The following is a 17320-nucleotide window of genomic DNA, read 5'->3' as shown; positions in this document are numbered from 1 at the left end:
CGACATGTGGGTTAAGATCTGCGCCAACACCAACCTTGACGATGCCCTTCTCGCCGCTGAACTCGGCGCCGATGCACTGGGATTCGTCTTCGCTGAAAGCCAACGCCAGATGAGCGCCGAACAGGTCGCCGCCATCACGCCGCACCTGCCGTCGCACATCGAAAAAGTCGGCGTCTTCTACACTCACAGCGCAGAAGAGATCGCCGAGATCGCCCTGAAGGCAGGCCTGGATACAGCCCAGCTGCACGGCGGCCACGATACAGCGCTGATCGAACGTCTGCGCGAGCTGCTGGGACTCAACTTTGGCCTCGTCCAGACGCTGCATTGGATCGCGGACGGCTCAGCCGACTCAAGTTTCGACATCGCCAGCCAGCTTGACCTGGTGAGGAACTCCGGCGGCCCGGATCGCGTGCTCGTCGACTCCCGCGTGGGGCGACTGGGAGGCGGCACCGGTGTCTCCTTCGATTGGAGATCCGCGCGCGAGGTCTTTCGCAACCACTGCCGCAACCTGCGCCTGATCGCGGCGGGCGGCCTGAAGCCGGATAACCTCGCCCAGGCCATCGAGCTGATGCAGCCTTGGGGTGTAGATGTCGCCAGCGGTGTCGAAGCTACCCCAGGCCGCAAAGATCCGGACCGGCTGGCGCGATTCCTCGAGATCGCCAAATCAAGACCGGTGGCCGCCGCCGCCGAATAGCCCACCTCTGCCGCCACATATCACCTGGCAGCTTTCCTACTGATGCCTTCAGCCCGATCCAGTGGCTCTCGAAGATGAGAGCCACGCAGTGCCACGCCCGCGCCGAGCTGCAAGCGGCTGCAACGGCCTGACTGAAGATTGTGCCTGCCTCACTCTTGAATGGTTTCTACCCACCAGCTTCATTTTTTGGGGCGATTATCGCTCCAACCGATCGAGTAAGAGTCCAATCCTTCGAAATAAGGAAGAAAACCAGGTCTTGTATACCTTATTACTTCAGTAATCTCAAAACATTAATACTTCACTATATAACTCATAACGTTGGACTTATCGATGATCACATCATATGGTTAGGACATCGCAGTTGTCCAGCGAAAAATTTTTAGACGTAAATACCACTTTAGGGGTAGTCCTCATGAAAAACATCATCGTCCGCGCAGCAGTCGTCGCTCTCGTCCTCACCGGTGCAGCAGCCTCCACACAGATTTCGGCAGCTTCGACCTCCTCCAAGATCTCCGTCGCACGTAACTCGGCTCTGCCCACCCCCATGTGCGCCCCCGACGATCCAAACGGCTGCGGTATGCGCTAAAAAGCTGCTAACCGATCCAGATTCAAAAGATTAGACATTCAGACCCAGGGAGAAAAATCCTCATGAAGAACATCATCGTCCGCGCAGCAGTCGTCGCCCTCGTCCTCACCGGTGCAGCAGCCTCCACACAGATTTCGGCAGCTTCTACCTCCTCCAAGATCTCCGTCGCTCGCAACTCGGCTCTGCCCACCCCCATGTGCGCCCCCGACGATCCAAACGGCTGCGGTATGCGCTAAAAAGCTGCTAACCGATCCAGATTCAAAAGATTAGACATTCAGACCCAGGGAGAAAAATCCTCATGAAGAACATCATCGTCCGCGCAGCAGTCGTCGCTCTCGTCCTCACCGGTGCAGCAGCCTCCACACAGATTTCGGCAGCTTCCACCTCCTCCAAGATCTCCGTCGCTCGCAACTCGGCTCTGCCCACCCCCATGTGCGCCCCTGACGATCCAAACGGCTGCGGTATGCGCTAAAAAGCTGCTAACCGATCCAGATTCAAAAGATTAGACATTCAGACCCAGGGAGAAAAATCCTCATGAAGAACATCATCGTCCGCGCAGCAGTCGTCGCCCTCGTCCTCACCGGTGCAGCAGCCTCCACACAGATTTCGGCAGCTTCGACCTCCTCCAAGATCTCCGTCGCTCGCAACTCGGCTCTGCCCACCCCCATGTGCGCCCCCGACGATCCAAATGGCTGCGGTATGCGCTAAAAGCTTTGGGAATACTGTGCAATTTTCTGCATTTGCTAAAAAATTAGTATTGTGTCGTCACAGGTGATGGGCTAGCTTAATAAGTAGTCGTCGGACGGAGACGAACACAATGACACAAACACAGAACACCTTACTGGATTTGCTCTCTTACCTTGAGCCCATGCTCTGTGGAGTAGCGCTTACTATGCTTATCCGCAGTAAGGCGGCCGGTAAATTTTCATATCTTACTGCCCTGTTGTCGTGCAAAGTTGTCTCTGCCATGATTTGTATCCCATTGCTGCTGTTTGGCACTCGCACACTGGGATTGCACCGCGCTTATCCGCTGTACTTCTACACGTACTGGATCACATACGCCATCGAGTCGATTCTTTCGCTGTTGGTGATCTACAGCATCTTTAAGCTCGCGATGGCTCCGCTCAAGGGTCTGCAGACGCTTGGAATGCTCGTCTTCCGCTGGGTTGCAGCAATCTCGATTGCTGTGGCGATTGGTGTTGCGGTCAGTCCGCATCTTACCGGCGCCAAGTTCATGGTCACCATGGTGACGCAGCTTCAGCAGACATCGAGCATTCTTACACTCTGCCTGCTGCTATTCGTCTGCTTTGCCATTCGTCCGATGGGACTCTCCTATCTCAGTCGTATCTTCGGCGTTAGCTTCGGCCTCGGATTTCTGGCAACGACAGATCTTATTCGCGCAGCCTGGCTTGCCCATGGTTCAAACATGAACTCTGTGGTCAACATCGTCAGCGGAATTGCTATCTGCTCGACACTTTGCATCTGGTCGGCGTACTTCGCCTTCCCGGAGCCCAAGCGCAGACTCATCGTGCTTCCGACTACGTCTCCCTTCCTGCGCTGGAACCAGATCTCCATGGCGCTGGGCGATGAGCCTGGATATGTCGCCGTCGGTGGCATTCCTGCAGAGCTCTTTGCTCCCGCAGAGCTTGAGGTGATGCGCCGCACCACGGTCAAGGCTCCGGATATCGCCTCCATGCCGCTTCCGCAGTCACTTCACTCCAACGAGCTTCACTCCGTCTCGGCGTAGAAACACACTCGCTTCACAAATAGCCTCTCTTCCCAATGGACGAGAGGCTATTTTCGTATATTCCGGAATCTCCATCCTTGCAACAAACGCAAGCATAGGGGACGTGCGATCGCATCTTCCGCCTGCCCACTTGCCTTGGTTACCCGTACTTCGATTTTTCTCAGCGAGACGTAGCCACCTTGTTTCGCAGGATATGGCTCAGAGAGCAACTACAACGACGCTTCGCCATCGACAAAACCTGGACGCCCCCGTTCCAGGAAACCAGGCATGACCATGCTGCACAGCGTGGCGTGCCACGTAAGACCACGTAAGACCACGTAAGACCACGTAAGACCACGTAAGACATTGATGCGACCTTCAGTCTGTACCGTCTCGGCTTCTGGCGATCCTAGCTCCTGGTGAGTCTGCGGACATACGAAAGGGCCTCCCATGCGGGAGGCCCTTCGATCTTGCTTGTTGAGTCGGTGATTACTCGCCGAACTCCGAGCGCTTCCAGTTGATGAGGTCGCCCAGCGTCGTGCTGCTCGATGAGGAGGACGAAGACGATCCCTTGTGATCGCGCTCCTTATAGCTCTCCACCTCGGAGCGGCTGGCCTCTTCGCCCACAGCGCGAATGCTCAGGCCGACCTTCTTCTCGTCCTGGTTCATCTTGACGATGCGGAACTCGTGCTCATCGCCGACTTCCAGCCTGACGGGAACATTGTTCTCGTCAACAGCTTCGGAGACGTGGCAGAGACCCTCAACACCTTCAGCGATCTCGACGAAGGCGCCGAACTGCGCGGTGCGCAGAACCTTGCCCTTGACCACATCGCCAACGCGATGCTGCGCGAAGAACGTATCCCAGACATCGGGCTGGAGCTGCTTGACACCAAGCGACAGGCGGCGATTCTCGGGCTCAACACCCAGAACAACAGCCTTGACCTTCTCGCCCTTCTTCAGGACCTCGGAAGGATGCTTGATGCGCTTGGTCCAGCTCAGGTTCGAGACGTGTACCAGGCCATCGATACCATCCTCGATCTCGATGAAGGCACCGAAGTCGGTGAGGTTGCGGACGCGACCCTCGATGACAGCACCCATCGGATACTTGTCCTCGAGCGCCTCCCAGGGATTGTCCTGCAGCTGCTTCATGCCCAGCGAGATGCGACGGTCATTGGGGTTGACGCTGAGGATGATCGTGTCGACCTCATCGCCCGGCTTGACCATCTTCGACGGGTGCTTCATGCGCTTGGACCAGGTCATCTCGGAGACGTGAACCAGGCCTTCGATGCCCTGCTCGAGCTCGACGAACGCGCCGTAGTCGGTGACGGAGAGGACGCGGCCACGCACCTGCGCACCGATCGGGTAGCGCTCGGTGGCATCGAGCCACGGATCAGGCGTCAGCTGCTTGAAGCCGAGCGAAACGCGCTGCTTATCCTTGTCGAACTTGAGGACCTTTACCTGGATCTCATCGCCGACGTTGACCAGGTCACGCGGGTGGGTCAGGCGTCCCCAGCTCATGTCGGTGATGTGAAGCAGGCCATCGAGGCCGCCCATATCGACGAACGCACCGTAGTCGGTAAGGTTCTTCACCGTTCCGGTGAGCACAGAACCCTCTTCCAGGGTCGCGAGCGTCACGGACTTCTTGGCGTTCTGATCCTCTTCGAGGAGTTCCTTGCGGCTGATGACGACGTTGCCGCGCTTCTTGTTCAGCTTGATGACGCGAACCTCAAGCTCCTGACCAAGGTAGCCGTCGAGGTTGCGAACGGGGCGAATCTCTACCTGAGAGCCAGGCAGGAAGGCCTTGATGCCGATGTCGACGGTCAGACCGCCCTTGACGCGGCTAAGGACGAGGCCCTTCACCGGGGTCTTTTCGTTGGCAGCTGCTTCGAGCGTGTCCCACACCTTGTGGCGCAGAGCCTTCTCGTAGCTGACGAGGTATCCGCCCTCTGCCTCTTCACGCTCGACTACAACCTCGATCTGGTCGCCGGGCTGGAACTTCGGCTGGCCGTTCACATCCAGAACCTGGTCCAGAGGAATCAATCCCTCGGACTTCAGACCGATATCGATCACCACGTGCTTATCGGTGATCTTGACTACGGTGCCGGTGACGATCGTTTCTTCGGTCGTCAAGCTCTGCGCGGCTGCGGTCTCTGCCGCTTGTTCGCGGTCAAAGTTAGCCAAGGCCTCAGCAAAGTCGGCTGCATCGTAATCGGGCTCTTCGGTCTCGGAGGTAGCAATCGCCGCTGCTGTTGCTGCGGGCTCTGCTACGGTCTCGCTCGAAGGAGCGGTCTGCTGCGGGTTAGGGGTGAGTTCGGAAGACAGCTCGGTGTTCTCGGCCGTCGCTTCGGGCGCCAGGACTTCAAGTTCGGTGGTCAGGGGTTTGCTCTCGGTTTCGGGATGATGGTTATCTACCATGTGAATGCGTACTCCAGGACCCAAGCATTCCATCGGAAGGACGTGCTGCCTGTCAAAGGAAACCGCCGGCAATCTCTCAAATAAAGAGAGCCGATCTCGAATTTCCTGGTCAAGCTCGCAATTACCGGAGGAATTTACGGCTTATCGTAGGAGCGGCTGCACTTGGGTCCCACACGCAGAGGCTCAACTACAACGATAGAACCTCTACCACAATACGTCAACCGAACTACCGATTATCAGCAGGCATTTTCATCATTCTTCATCATTCATTGACGCCATGTCGCCTAACGGCGACAGAGATACTGTCCTCACCCATTTCAGCGTTGCCTGCAGCATGGAGAGATTCTGCTCTTCTCTCTATTAACATCAGTTTATGGATCATCTCTGGACACCCTGGCGCTACGCTTACATCACCCGCACCGACCCCAAGGCACGTTCCGGGGTGCCCGCCGAGCTGGCAGGATGGCCTGAGTCCGAAGACAAGCACTGCGTTTTCTGCAATATGCTGGCCGCCACCGATTATGCCATCGCACACGGCATGCAGCCGGAGATCGCCGAGCGAGCGAGCTATATCGTTTACCGTGGGCAGCATTGCTTCCTCTGCCTGAATGCCTTTCCCTACGCGACCGCCCATGCGATGGTGCTGCCCTACCAGCACACCGATTCTCTGGCGGCGATCTCGCCGGATGCCGCGCACGAGATGATCGAGCTGGGGCAGAAGATGGAGACGGTATTAAAGAGCGTCTATCGCCCGGACGGCGTCAATCTGGGAATGAATCTGGGCGAGGCCGCGGGAGCAGGCGTCGCGAGCCATATCCATCTCCATATACTTCCGCGCTGGATCGGTGATACAAATTTCATGACGACGATCGCAGAGACCCGCGTACTGCCGGAGACACTCGACGTCACCTGGGCCAGGCTGCGCGACGCAATCACTGCTAAGTAACCTAAGTAGCCGGCCGTTATCGGCTGGACAACATTACTAATTTCTCCAACATCAGATCTTGATGAGTCACTGGCGCACGAACTAACCGGTATAAGAAGTCGTTTCCGGAGGCCCCAATGCCCACGATGCCAAAAATTCCACCCTCATCTCTCCGTCCCGATCCATCGTTCAACGTAAAATCAGCGCGCTCCGCTGAGCCCCGGCCTTATCTGCTGTCCGCCAATCTTTCGCACCGCGAGAGCGTGATCATGCGTTCCGGGATGGCCGAGCCATCGATTACGCTCTTTCCTCACGAATCCGAGGATGCCCGTCTCACGGGCTCGACACGTTCGCTGTTTCGGCGCCTGCTGGCGCTCAATCTTCCCGTCAGTACGGTGGCAGACTCCCAGTCGGCGAAGCCTGCTGCACCAGATGGACGGTTCAAGTCGAAGATCGCCTCGGCCTGATTGTCTTTACAGCCCCGATTCCTTTCACGGGCTCGCTGAGCTAATCTTTACCATCCCTCCATCGCAGAACGATCTTTCGAGGATCGATCTGTAGGTCTGTCATCGGCCCAATCCTGGCTTCGCATCGCCGCGCAGCCCGCTGGAACTGGGTGCTGCAGGCCCGGCCTTCTTCTCTCCGCCGCTCTTATCGGAATGAATGCGCGTAGCCTCGAAGCTGGTGATCTTCCAGTCGCCATTCGGTAGACGCTGATAGATACGCGTGTAGCGGAAGAGGCCATGCATCTGTTCGGAGTCGTTGGTCCCCTCGACCGCGGCCTGCGAGGTAACGATGGCCACCGATCCGACCAGCTTGACCTTCATGTCGCTCAGATCAACCCTGGTGAGAACCAGTTTGCGCGTCTTCACCCGTTCCAGCTGCTGCGCCTTGGTGTTGACCTGGCCGGACATGGAGATGCCGATGAAGTCGTCGGCCAGCATCTTGTCCATCGTGACCACATCGCCTGCGAGCTGCGCCTTGCGCCACTGCTCTTCAAGAGCTTCTACGTGCCTTTTAACATCGTGCTTCTTTTCGTGGGGCTTTTCCGCAGCAAAGGCCTGTTGCTGTGCGCTAAGCAGGGCAACGAAACAGGTGAGCAGAACAACCGCCGTCATGACGGATGAAGACGGGGCTGAGTGGGGGGAGGTAACTCTGCGAAATGAGGCGCGGGATACCATGGCGTACCGGATGGTAGACCGCTTCCCTGTCAGAGTCAAAAGAACTTTGGTGGCTGCTATGAGATATTACGAAAGATTCAAACGGGGGAAACGAACCGGTCAGTTGACCGCGTTCAGATTCTCCACGTGACGTTCGAGCATCTTCTGGTAGAGGCCACCGATGGCGTACTGCTTGAAGTGCGGCGTCTCGCGGTGGAAATCCAGCGCGGCCTGATCCTTGTACTGCTCATAGATCAGCACTGTGCCGTTATCTCCTTCGATGAAGTGGGCGATGTAGCTTACGCAACCCGGCTCCTGACGCGAAGACGTCGTCAGTTCGCGCAGGATCACGACGATCTCTTCGTGATCACGGGGCTCGAAACGCATTCGTACCGTAAAGCTCAGCATCGCCCTTCTCCTTATCCCTTCAGCGCCGCGTCAAAGGCAGGCAGCGTCATGGTCTGTTCGCGGTCGGGACCGGTGGAGACCATGCCGACCTTGGCGCCGGACTCCTTCTCGAGGAACTCGAGGTAGTCCTGTGCAGCCTTGGGAAGCTTGTCCCACTCGGTGATTCCCACGGTCGAGCTCTTCCAGCCCTTCAGCTTGGTGTAGATCGGCTGGATCTCGTCGAAGCCGCGGATATCGGCGGGAATGACATCCGTGATCTTGCCGTTGATCTTGTAGGCAGTGCAGACCGGGATCTCTTCGAGGGTATCCAGCACATCAAGCTTGGTGATGACCAGCCACTCGGTGCCGTTGATCATGTTGGAGTAGCGCAGCAGGGGCAGGTCGAGCCAGCCGCAGCGGCGCGGACGCCCGGTGGTGGCTCCGTACTCCTGGCCGCGCTCGCGCAGCTCTTCGCCGGCGACGGACTTGTCCTCGGTGGGGAACGGGCCCTCACCGACGCGAGTGACATAAGCCTTGGTTACGCCGATGACGGTGCCGATCCTGGTCGGGCCGACACCAGTACCAATGACGGCGCCGCCTGCCGTGGCTGATGACGAGGTCACGAAGGGATAGGTGCCATGGTCGATGTCGAGCAGGGCGCCCTGCGCGCCTTCGAACAGCACACTGCCGCCCCTGTCCAGCTCTTCGTTGAGCAGAACGGCCGTATCGGTAACGAACGGAGCGATCTGGTCGGCAAAGCGGGCGTACTCCTCGTACATCGACTTGGGGTCCAGCGGCTCGGTGCCGAACAGCGCGTGCGCGATGGTGTTCTTCTCGTGGCAGGCGTTGGTGATGTGAGTGCGCAGCAGAGCGGGGTTCAACAGGTCGACGACACGCAGGCCGTTGCGGTGGATCTTGTCTTCGTAGGCCGGGCCGATGCCGCGGCGGGTGGTGCCGATCTTCGTGCGTCCGGGGGCGGTCTCGGCGGCCAGCTCGATCATGCGGTGATACGGCAGAATGACCTGGGCGCGGTTGGAGATGAAGAGCTGACCGTTGACCGGGAGGCCCTGCTCCTTGAGCATCTTGACCTCGGCGAGGAAGGCCGCGGGGTCCAACACGACGCCATTGCCGATAATGCCCTTGCAGCCCTCGCGCAGCACGCCGCAGGGGATGAGGTGCAGCACAAATTTTTTGCCGGAGATGATGACGGTGTGTCCGGCGTTGTGGCCGCCTGCGTAACGAGCCACGACGGAGAAGCGCTCCGAAAGCACGTCGACGATCTTGCCCTTACCCTCATCGCCCCACTGGGCGCCCAAAATGACCGCTGATTTCGGCTGACTCACGATGTCTTCGCTCTCCAAACGTCTGTTGTTTCCGGGGAGTTTCTCTTTGGCCTGATTGCGCTGGCATGCCGTGCAACCTGCTCCAGGCGAAAAACGCGCCTCGTCCATCATATCGCGTCCCGCAGCCGGAGTGGCCTATGGAGATGCGGGCATTCTGCTGCAGGGCAGGGGAGAAAAATCCCGGACACCGCCGCGGCGGGCTCACGTATGCTTGCTCCACTCACATCATGCCCTCGACGCGCGTCCTCTACGGAACCACTGCCTTTCTCTCGGCTTTCCTGCTCTTTGTCATCGAGCCGATGTCCGCCAAGCAGATCCTTCCGCTCCTGGGAGGCTCGTCCGCGGTATGGCTTACCTGCCTGGTGTTCTTCCAGGCGGCGCTGCTGCTGGGCTATCTCTACGCCCACTGGCTGACGCATCGTGGAGGCAGGCAGTTCCGTATTCATATGGCCACGGTCGCGGTTGCCGTGGTGATTCTGGCGCTCTCGATGCTGCTTGCCTCCGGCACGGCGAACACCTCGCATCCGGTCGTAACGATCTTCTGGACGCTGACGCGCTCCATAGGACTTCCCTTCCTGGTGCTGGCCTCCACCAGCCCACTGCTGCAGCGGTGGCTATCGGAGCGAGAGTCGACAGGGAGAGAGGCCGCCCCGGTCTGGTACCGGCTGTTTGCGTTATCGAACGCCGGGTCGCTGCTCGCTCTGATCGCCTTTCCCACCCTGATTGAGCCGCACATCACGCTGAGGATGCAACGCGGATTGTGGGCAGCCGGATTCGTCCTGTTCGTGGCACTGGTCTTCGCCATTACAGCAGGAGGCAGGAGCACGGACGGCACCACAGCTATACCCGATGCCTCAACACTGGAGGAGGAAGGCGCAGCCAGCCCTGCGCATCACCGCTGGTTGTGGTTCCTGCTGCCGATGGCTGCGGCCATGCAGCTGTCGGCTGTCACCGCGCACCTGACGGTCAACATTGCGGCGATTCCGCTGCTTTGGGTGCTACCGCTCGCGGTCTACCTGCTGACGTTCATCATCGCGTTCGACCGGCCTGTGCTGTATCAGCGCCCCCTGGTGGTGCGCCTGCTGGTGCTGATGCTGGCGAGCCTGGGCTATGCGCTCTCGAAGGACGATTTTTCCCTGCCGATCGGGCTGACCATTGCCTTCTTCCTCTTCGAGTGCTTCGTCGCCTGCCTGTTCTGTCACGGCGAGGCCTACCGGCTGCGACCGCGGCGCTCGTCGGAGGCTACGCTCTTCTACCTGCTGATCGCTGCAGGCGGCGCTGCCGGAACATTCATGATCGGCATCGCGTTTCCGCTGATTTTTTCGGCCAACTACGACCTTGCGCTGGCGTTCTTCGCGACAGCGGTACTGGCGCTTGCCGCTACGTGGAACGACGGCTGGGCGCAGCGGCTGCTCTGGTCGACTGCGGCGGTGCTGATGCTGGCTCTGGCCGTGGTCCTGCATCTCGGCTTTCGTCAGCAGACCATCGCCCAGGTCCGGAACTTCTACGGCACACTGCGGGTAAAGCAGGCGGACTTTCATCCGCTGCACGTGCCGTATCGCACGCTGATGCACGGCACCATCCAGCACGGCACGCAGATTTTTTCGTCGGAGGGTGCACACATTCCCACGACGTACTATGCGAAGGACTCGGGCATCGGGCTGGCGCTGCGCTTCTGCTGCGATACCAGCTATGGAATGCCGAGTCCGCGGCACATCGGGGTAATCGGCCTAGGCACGGGAACGGTGGCCGCCTATACCCACCCGCTGGACCGCATCCGCTTCTACGAGATCAATCCGCAGGTGGAACCCATCGCGCGACACCTGTTCTCGTACCTGAGCAACTCCCCGGCAAAGGTGACGATCGTGCCGGGCGATGCGCGCACCTCACTCAGCCACGAGCCGTCACAGCAGTTCGATGTGCTGGCGCTGGACGCCTTCTCGGGCGACGCCATTCCGTTGCACCTGCTGACGATCGAGGCGATGCAGCTGTACCGCTCACACCTGAAGCCCAACGGCATCCTGGTGGTTCACGTCTCCAACCAGTATCTGAACCTGGCGCCGGAGGTTGCACTGCTGGGCGAGGCAGCACATCTGGAGGTGCGGGACGTCAATTCGCCGTCGAACGACGAGCGCGGTGAGTTTCGCGCGGAGTGGGTAGTGATGACGGCGGACAAAAGCTTCTTCTCGCGGCCCGAAGTGTCACCGTACACGGAGTTCATCGTGCAGAAGGACAAGCTGCGGGTGTGGACGGATGATTATTCGAGCCTGCTGCCGATCGTCCGTCTGAGCGCGCGCTGAGCATTAAAGCTGAAGGCCCGCTGCGCGGTGGCGGCGCAACGGGCAAAAGCAGATTCCTTGTGTTCACTGGGAATGATCGGGATTGCAGCCAATCAACAGGCGCATTCCTACGGGGCTACCGCCATGCCGTCGGAGAAGTTGCCGGCCTGAATGAGGCCCTCCATCGTCCACGTCGGGATATCCACTACAGCAATCTGGTTGGAGAAGTTGCAGGCGACGTAGGCCTTCTTGCCGTCTTTGCTGAGGATGACCTCGGCGGGGCCTTTGCCGACCTCAATCATCTTCTCCACCTTCATCGACTTCAGATCGACCACGGCCAGCTTGCCGGTATCGCGCTGCGTCACCAGCAACCAGCGGCCGTCGAGTGTGGGGACGGTACCGTAGCCGGGGCTTTCGAGCGGGATCCAGCCCTTGACCTTGTCAGTGGCCGTGTCGATGACGGCCATGCGTGGTGCCTTCTGGTCGGCGGTAAAGACCATCGAGCCATCACGCGAGATGGAGATGCGCTGCGTGTTGCCGGAGATGGGGATGACGGTCACGGTCTTCTTCGCCGGAATGTCGAGCACCGAGACTGTGCCCGGGCCGACGTTGGCGGTGTAGCCGCGTTTGCCGTCGTGGGAGAGCACGAACATGTGCGACTGCTCCTGCCCGGTAGGGACAGCGCCGACGACCTTCAGCGTCTTGGGGTCGATGATGCTGACGGTCTTGTCGAGCTCGGTGGTGACGTAGAGCATGCCGTTCGAGCCGAAGACGGCGCAGTGCGGCCGCACGCCGTGGGGAAACTCCACCTTACCGACGATCTTCTTCGAGGCCAGATCGATGACGGAGATCTCTGTGCCGTCGGTGCCCGCGCGGCCTACGCCTGCGTTGCCATAGATGGGCACGAAGGCCCGCTTACCGTCGGGCGAGACGGCGAGCTCGTGGCCGGTGACGCCGCCGACGGGGATGGTGGCGACGACCTTCTTCGCCTCGACGTCGATCACGCTGAGGCTCTGATCATGCTGATTGGCCACCAGCAGCGTCTCTGCCGGGGCAAGGGTAGAGACCGCGCCCACGACTGCGGCGCACAGGAAAGATGCAAAGGAAAGAGTCTTCGTCATAGCGCGGACCAGTATAGCCATCGGCGCAGATGCCGGTCTGCAACAAACGCGCCGACCGTGGCGCAGCCTGCTGAATCTCTCCCCGACGTGCGGCACCTATACTTAAGCAGCAATGCCTGAGCTTCCCGAAGTCGAAACCGTCGCCAACGGCGTCCACCAGCGCATCCACGGCCAGAGCGTCCGCAGCGTGTGGACGAGCAACAAGCCGCAGACCTTCAAGTCGTCGCCGGAGGAGATCGCCTCTGTTTTGACCGGCGCGCGTATCGACCGGGTGCGGCGCGTGGGCAAGACAGTCGTGGCGGACGTGACGCAGGCCGATGGAGCAACCGCGCAGTTTCTGGTCCACCTGGGTATGACGGGACGGCTGCTGGTCTCCGATCCCGAGACGCCGGTGCCACCGCACACGCACGCCATCCTGACTCTCAGCGGCGGCAAGGAGCTTCGCTTCGTCGATGCGCGCCGCTTCGGACGCCTCTCGATCTCGCACGAGGCGTATGAAGGCCCGGGCAAGGAGCCGCTGACGATCGGCGTCGAGGACTTCATCACGCTCTTCCGCAACCGCAAGACGCCGATCAAGGCTGCGCTGCTGAACCAGTCGCTGCTGCACGGAGTCGGCAACATCTACGCCGATGAGGCACTGCACCACGCGGGAATTCGTCCGCGACGACACGCCGGGCGGCTGACACGGGACGAGCTGACGAGGCTGCGTGCGGCGTTGCAGAAGGTGCTGAAGAAGGCGATCCAGCTGGGCGGATCGTCGGTCTCGGACTACGTGGATGCAGATGGCGTGGCGGGATTCTTTCAGCTGCACCACTACGTCTACTCGCGCACAGGCGAGCCGTGCCGGACGTGCTCGACGACGATTGAGCGGATCGTGGTCGGAGGCAGAAGCACGCATTTCTGCCCGAACTGCCAGAAATGAAAAAGTCATCTGGCGTGGAGACTTCATCCACCGGCGCATGACCGCCATTGCTCCAGAACTTTGTCAGACTCAAAGGCATCTAACGGGAATGACACGCGTCCCCGACCATCTTTTCTCTCCACTCTCGCAGCGTTCCGTAACGTTCCCCAATCGGATTGCAGTCTCTCCCATGTGTCAGTACAGCTACATGGATGGCCTCTCGAACGACTGGCAGTTCGTACATTTAGGAAGCCGTGCCGTAGGTGGCGCAGGCATCGTTTTCACGGAAGCCGCTGCGGTCAACCCGGAGGGCCGCATTACTCCTGGCGATCTTGGATTGTGGTCCGAAGCGCATATTGCTCCTCTGGCTCGAATCGCTTCGTTCGTGAAGGATCAGGGCTCCGTTCCCGGGATCCAACTCGCCCACGCAGGTCGCAAAGCGAGCATGGCAAGACCATGGGAGACGCCATTGGAGGCGGTCAGCATCGCAAAGGGCGGATGGCAGCCGGTCGGTCCAACAACCGATCCATTCTCCCCGAGCTATCCGACTCCCGCCGCACTCGATCGTGCCGGCATGGATAAAGTCATCGAGGACTTCGCCGCCACTACACGGCGAGCCGTATCTGCCGGCTTTCTTCTGGCGGAGGTCCACTGTGCGCATGGCTATCTTCTGCACGAGTTTTTATCGCCGCTCTCCAACCGCCGCACCGACGAGTATGGTGGCAGCCTCGAAAATCGAGCTCGCTTTCCCCTCGAGGTCATCCGCGCTGTACGAGCCAGCTTTCCGAGCGAACTGCCCGTATGGGTTCGACTCTCAGTAACGGATTGGGTTGATCCCTCGGCCGAGTCCCCGACCGGTGGACTCACGGTAGACGACTCCGTCGCCTTCGCGAAGCTCGTCAAGGCAGAGGGCATCGACCTTGTCGATTGCTCTTCCGGCGGCAACGATCCGCGCCAACAGATTCCTGTCGGCGCGGGCTACCAGGTTGCGTTCGCAGAACGTATCCGGCGCGAGGCCGATATACAGACCGGCGCGGTCGGGATGATCACAGCGCCTGAGCAGGCGGATCAAATTGTGCGGACGGGACAGGCGGATGTTGTCCTGCTGGCTCGGGAGCTGCTTCGCGACCCTTACTGGCCACTTCACGCGGCAGAAATTCTGCACAAGCCCGGCCTCTGGCCTGTCCAGTACGAACGCGCGGCCCATGGCAAGGTCGAGCGGCGCCAGCCACTCCCACCGTTCTCTCCTAAAAGCGGCGAGCAATCGAGATAGCCGTGCGACTCGAAATGCGCGTGGATCAATTACAACAGCAGCTGGGACAACAACAGCTGGATCAGCTACAGCCCGGCGGCCTGCTCCGCGCTGACGGCTGAGCCGACGACGCGGATCTCCGGGCTCTCTTCGACGATCTCGAGGGAGTAGCCCTGCAGCGGGCTCATCTTGACCATCTGCTGGGTATAGTCCTTGAGCATCGACAGGTCGAGGAAGTGGACGTAAGGGCCGGTGAGGTAGAACTTGCCGGGGCCAGCCATGTGGACCGAGCTGGCGGTAGCGGCGGCGAGGGCCTTGTGGTACAGCCGCTTGAAGTCCATGCAGCGCTGGTCGCCTGCTTTGGCGGCCTCGAAGACCTCTTCTGGCTCCATGTCGAGGAAGCGCATGCGCATGGAGCGGTGCCCCATGATGCCTTCCAGGTGCCCGCGTCCGCCGCAACCGCAGAAGGTCTCCTTCTCGTCGAGAGTGACGACCGTGTGGCCGCCCTCCCAGACGCCGGGCGTGAACGGATAACGGCCATAGCCGATGCCCATGCCGAGGGTCCAGACGCGGACAACGGAGTCGAGCTTGCCGTGACCGGCGGCCAGGCCCGCGGCGACGCCGTCGGCGTCGTTGAGCAGAGTGACCGGGGTGGCGATGTCATGGTCGTGCAGCTTCAGGCTGATCATGTCCCGGAGGCGCGCGCCCTTGAGCTGCGGCAGGTTGGGAGCCTCTTCGACGACGCCGTTCTTGACCAGGCCGGGGACGGCGACGCCGACCGAGGCGATCTCGCTCTCACCGTTGGCTGCGGCGATGATCTGCTTGCAGATGGCATCGACCAGTGCCTCGGTGTGCATCTCCACCAGCGCGCCGAAGTTCTCTTCGTCTTCCGGAAACCGCTGCAGACCGTCTACCAGCTGGTGATCGACCACCAGCCCCGCATGAATCTGCTCTGATAACGTGACCCCAACCGACTTTGCCATCGCTTCCTCTGTTCCGGATTCGCAGTATTGGAATTAATCAAACTTGCTGACGCGGTTCAATCCATTGAAAGCCGCTACTTTATAACATTCTGCAAGCGTTGGGTAGTTGAAGACTGTATCCACGAAATACTCAATGGTTCCGCCGAGCGCCATGACGGCCTGACCAACGTGCAGCAGTTCGCTGGCGCCCTCGCCGATGATGTGAACGCCGAGGACGGAGTGGTTCTCGCGGTGGAAGATCAGCTTGAGGCGGCCGGTGGTATCGCCGCGGATCTGGCCACGGGCGATCTCACGGTAGTAGGCCACGCCAACCTCGTAGGGCACATCCTCCTCGGTAAGCTGCTCCTCGGTCTTGCCGATGAAGCTGATCTCCGGGATGGTGTAGATGCCGTACGGGTAGAAGCTGGGGTTGGAGACGATGGTCTCGTCGCCGAAGGCGCGCGCAGCGCCGATGCGCCCCTGCTCCATCGAAACCGAGGCCAGCGAGGGGAAGCCGATGACGTCGCCCGCGGCAAAGATGTTCGGATTTTTGGTGCGGAAGTCTTTGTCGACCGGGATACGGCCACGCGAGTCCGCTTCAACACCAACGGCGGTGAGGTTCAGCTCGTCGACGTTGCCCTGGCGACCGACGGCGTACAGCAGAGCATCGCCGGAGACCTTCTTCTTGCTCTCGAGGTTGGCGACAACGCTGCCGTCGGCAGCCTGCTCGACCGACTCTACCTCTTCGTTCAGGCGCATGGTCACGCGGGCGTCACGCAGGTGGTAGCTGAGCGCTTCGACGATCTCCTGGTCGGCAAACTCGAGCAGGCGCGGACGGCGCTCGATGAGGGTTACGCGGACGCCGAGCGCGGCGAACATGCAGCAGTACTCCACGCCGATGACGCCGCCGCCGACCACGATCATGGTCTTGGGCAGGTTGGTCAGCTCCAGTACCTGGTCGCTGTTGATGATGGTCTTGCCGTTGATCTGCACCTTGGGCGAGCTGGCCGGCTTGGTGCCGGTGGCGATCAGGGTGCTCTTGGTCTCGTAGACGGTAGAGCCGCGGGAGTTGGTCACGCGGACGTGGGTCGCGTCCTCAAAACTGGCCACACCGAGCAGCATCTCGACGTTATTGCGCGAGAGCTGGGCCTCGGTGACATCGATCTCTGTCTTGATGACATGCTGAACCCGGAAGGCGAGATCGGCCATGGTGATCCGCTCTTTGACCCGGTAGTTCATGCCATAGATGGACTTGTAGTTGTAGCCGGAGAGGTGGAGGACAGCCTCGCGCATCGTCTTCGACGGAATGGTTCCGGTGTTGATCGAGACGCCGCCAACCACCTCGCGCATCTCAACCAGCGCAACCTTCTTACCTAGCTTCGAGGCATAGATTGCCGCGCGCTGTCCGGCCGGGCCGGACCCGATAACGATCAGATCGTACACACCGCTCATAAACCCCTGAATTCCCCAGACCCTTGCAGCACCGAGCCGCGACCGCAACAGTCAGCGAAGTGGCCTTTCCTTCATGGACGGGGCAGGTACATCCCTGCCGCAAAGACCCAGTTACCT

Annotated in this window: 18 protein-coding genes; 11 read left to right on the top strand and 7 right to left on the bottom strand. The window is 60.2% G+C overall.

Features of this window, described 5'->3' with window-relative positions; translation table 11 throughout:
• Positions 1-4 precede the first annotated feature (4 nt).
• The 6 genes from PW789_RS15770 (at position 5) to PW789_RS15745 (ending at position 3027) form a co-directional block, all read left to right on the top strand.
• Positions 5-694 (top strand): phosphoribosylanthranilate isomerase, encoded by a 690-nt coding sequence (locus PW789_RS15770; protein ID WP_299378256.1) that lies wholly within the window; start codon positions 5-7, stop codon positions 692-694.
• Between the two features lie 412 nt (positions 695-1106).
• The gene (locus PW789_RS15765) at positions 1107-1280 is read left to right on the top strand and encodes a hypothetical protein (RefSeq protein ID WP_299378253.1); all 174 of its coding nucleotides are present in this window, start codon (positions 1107-1109) and stop codon (positions 1278-1280) included.
• A gap of 62 nt (positions 1281-1342) precedes the next feature.
• Positions 1343-1516 (top strand): hypothetical protein, encoded by a 174-nt coding sequence (locus tag PW789_RS15760; RefSeq protein WP_299378253.1) that lies wholly within the window; start codon positions 1343-1345, stop codon positions 1514-1516.
• Between the two features lie 62 nt (positions 1517-1578).
• A complete protein-coding gene (locus PW789_RS15755) occupies positions 1579-1752 on the top strand; it encodes a hypothetical protein (RefSeq protein ID WP_299378253.1) in 174 nt (57 codons plus the stop codon).
• 62 nt (positions 1753-1814) lie between these two features.
• On the top strand, positions 1815-1988 hold the full coding sequence (locus PW789_RS15750) for a hypothetical protein (RefSeq protein ID WP_299378253.1): 174 nt from the start codon (positions 1815-1817) through the stop codon (positions 1986-1988).
• Between the two features lie 259 nt (positions 1989-2247).
• The gene (locus PW789_RS15745) at positions 2248-3027 is read left to right on the top strand and encodes a hypothetical protein (RefSeq protein WP_299378251.1); all 780 of its coding nucleotides are present in this window, start codon (positions 2248-2250) and stop codon (positions 3025-3027) included.
• 468 nt (positions 3028-3495) lie between these two features.
• On the opposite strand, the gene PW789_RS15740 is transcribed toward PW789_RS15745, so the two are convergent.
• On the bottom strand, positions 3496-5421 hold the full coding sequence (locus PW789_RS15740) for a 30S ribosomal protein S1 (protein WP_299378248.1): 1926 nt from the start codon (positions 5419-5421) through the stop codon (positions 3496-3498).
• Positions 5422-5794: 373 nt separating this feature from the next.
• Here PW789_RS15740 and PW789_RS15735 point away from each other — a divergent pair, with 373 nt between their 5' ends.
• Complete coding sequence (locus PW789_RS15735; RefSeq protein ID WP_299378245.1) at positions 5795-6367, top strand: HIT domain-containing protein; 573 nt, start codon at positions 5795-5797, stop codon at positions 6365-6367.
• A gap of 125 nt (positions 6368-6492) precedes the next feature.
• The gene (locus PW789_RS15730; protein ID WP_299378242.1) at positions 6493-6813 is read left to right on the top strand and encodes a hypothetical protein; all 321 of its coding nucleotides are present in this window, start codon (positions 6493-6495) and stop codon (positions 6811-6813) included.
• Between the two features lie 99 nt (positions 6814-6912).
• Here PW789_RS15730 and PW789_RS15725 read toward each other — a convergent pair whose 3' ends face one another.
• The 3 genes from PW789_RS15725 to PW789_RS15715 form a co-directional block, all read right to left on the bottom strand.
• A complete protein-coding gene (locus PW789_RS15725; RefSeq protein WP_299378240.1) occupies positions 6913-7464 on the bottom strand; it encodes a nuclear transport factor 2 family protein in 552 nt (183 codons plus the stop codon).
• A gap of 162 nt (positions 7465-7626) precedes the next feature.
• Positions 7627-7914 (bottom strand): putative quinol monooxygenase, encoded by a 288-nt coding sequence (locus tag PW789_RS15720; protein WP_299378238.1) that lies wholly within the window; start codon positions 7912-7914, stop codon positions 7627-7629.
• Positions 7915-7925: 11 nt separating this feature from the next.
• On the bottom strand, positions 7926-9236 hold the full coding sequence (locus PW789_RS15715) for an adenylosuccinate synthase (RefSeq protein WP_299378236.1): 1311 nt from the start codon (positions 9234-9236) through the stop codon (positions 7926-7928).
• A 227-nt stretch (positions 9237-9463) separates the two neighbouring features.
• Here PW789_RS15715 and PW789_RS15710 point away from each other — a divergent pair, with 227 nt between their 5' ends.
• Entirely contained in the window at positions 9464-11536 is a 2073-nt protein-coding gene (locus PW789_RS15710; RefSeq protein ID WP_299378234.1) for a fused MFS/spermidine synthase, read from the top strand.
• Positions 11537-11643: 107 nt separating this feature from the next.
• Here PW789_RS15710 and PW789_RS15705 read toward each other — a convergent pair whose 3' ends face one another.
• The gene (locus tag PW789_RS15705; protein ID WP_299378231.1) at positions 11644-12636 is read right to left on the bottom strand and encodes a beta-propeller fold lactonase family protein; all 993 of its coding nucleotides are present in this window, start codon (positions 12634-12636) and stop codon (positions 11644-11646) included.
• A 112-nt stretch (positions 12637-12748) separates the two neighbouring features.
• On the opposite strand from PW789_RS15705, the gene mutM reads away from it, so the two are divergent.
• Positions 12749-13558, top strand: coding sequence for a bifunctional DNA-formamidopyrimidine glycosylase/DNA-(apurinic or apyrimidinic site) lyase (gene mutM / locus PW789_RS15700; RefSeq protein ID WP_299378228.1), 810 nt, complete (start codon positions 12749-12751; stop codon positions 13556-13558).
• An 88-nt stretch (positions 13559-13646) separates the two neighbouring features.
• Complete coding sequence (locus PW789_RS15695) at positions 13647-14810, top strand: NADH:flavin oxidoreductase/NADH oxidase (RefSeq protein ID WP_299378225.1); 1164 nt, start codon at positions 13647-13649, stop codon at positions 14808-14810.
• A 65-nt stretch (positions 14811-14875) separates the two neighbouring features.
• Here the strand turns inward: PW789_RS15695 and PW789_RS15690 are convergent, their stop codons facing one another.
• Both PW789_RS15690 and sthA read right to left on the bottom strand, forming a co-directional pair.
• Complete coding sequence (locus PW789_RS15690) at positions 14876-15772, bottom strand: ROK family protein (RefSeq protein WP_299378222.1); 897 nt, start codon at positions 15770-15772, stop codon at positions 14876-14878.
• A gap of 33 nt (positions 15773-15805) precedes the next feature.
• Positions 15806-17203: a Si-specific NAD(P)(+) transhydrogenase gene (sthA, locus tag PW789_RS15685; RefSeq protein WP_299378219.1), complete on the bottom strand. Its 1398-nt coding sequence runs from the start codon at positions 17201-17203 to the stop codon at positions 15806-15808.
• Between the last annotated feature and the right edge of the window lie 117 nt (positions 17204-17320).

Source organism: Edaphobacter sp. (genome assembly GCF_028283685.1).
GTDB lineage: Bacteria > Acidobacteriota > Terriglobia > Terriglobales > Acidobacteriaceae > Edaphobacter.
The sequence above is the reverse complement of the archived record's forward strand: the minus strand, read 5'-3'. Positions and strand labels throughout refer to the sequence as shown.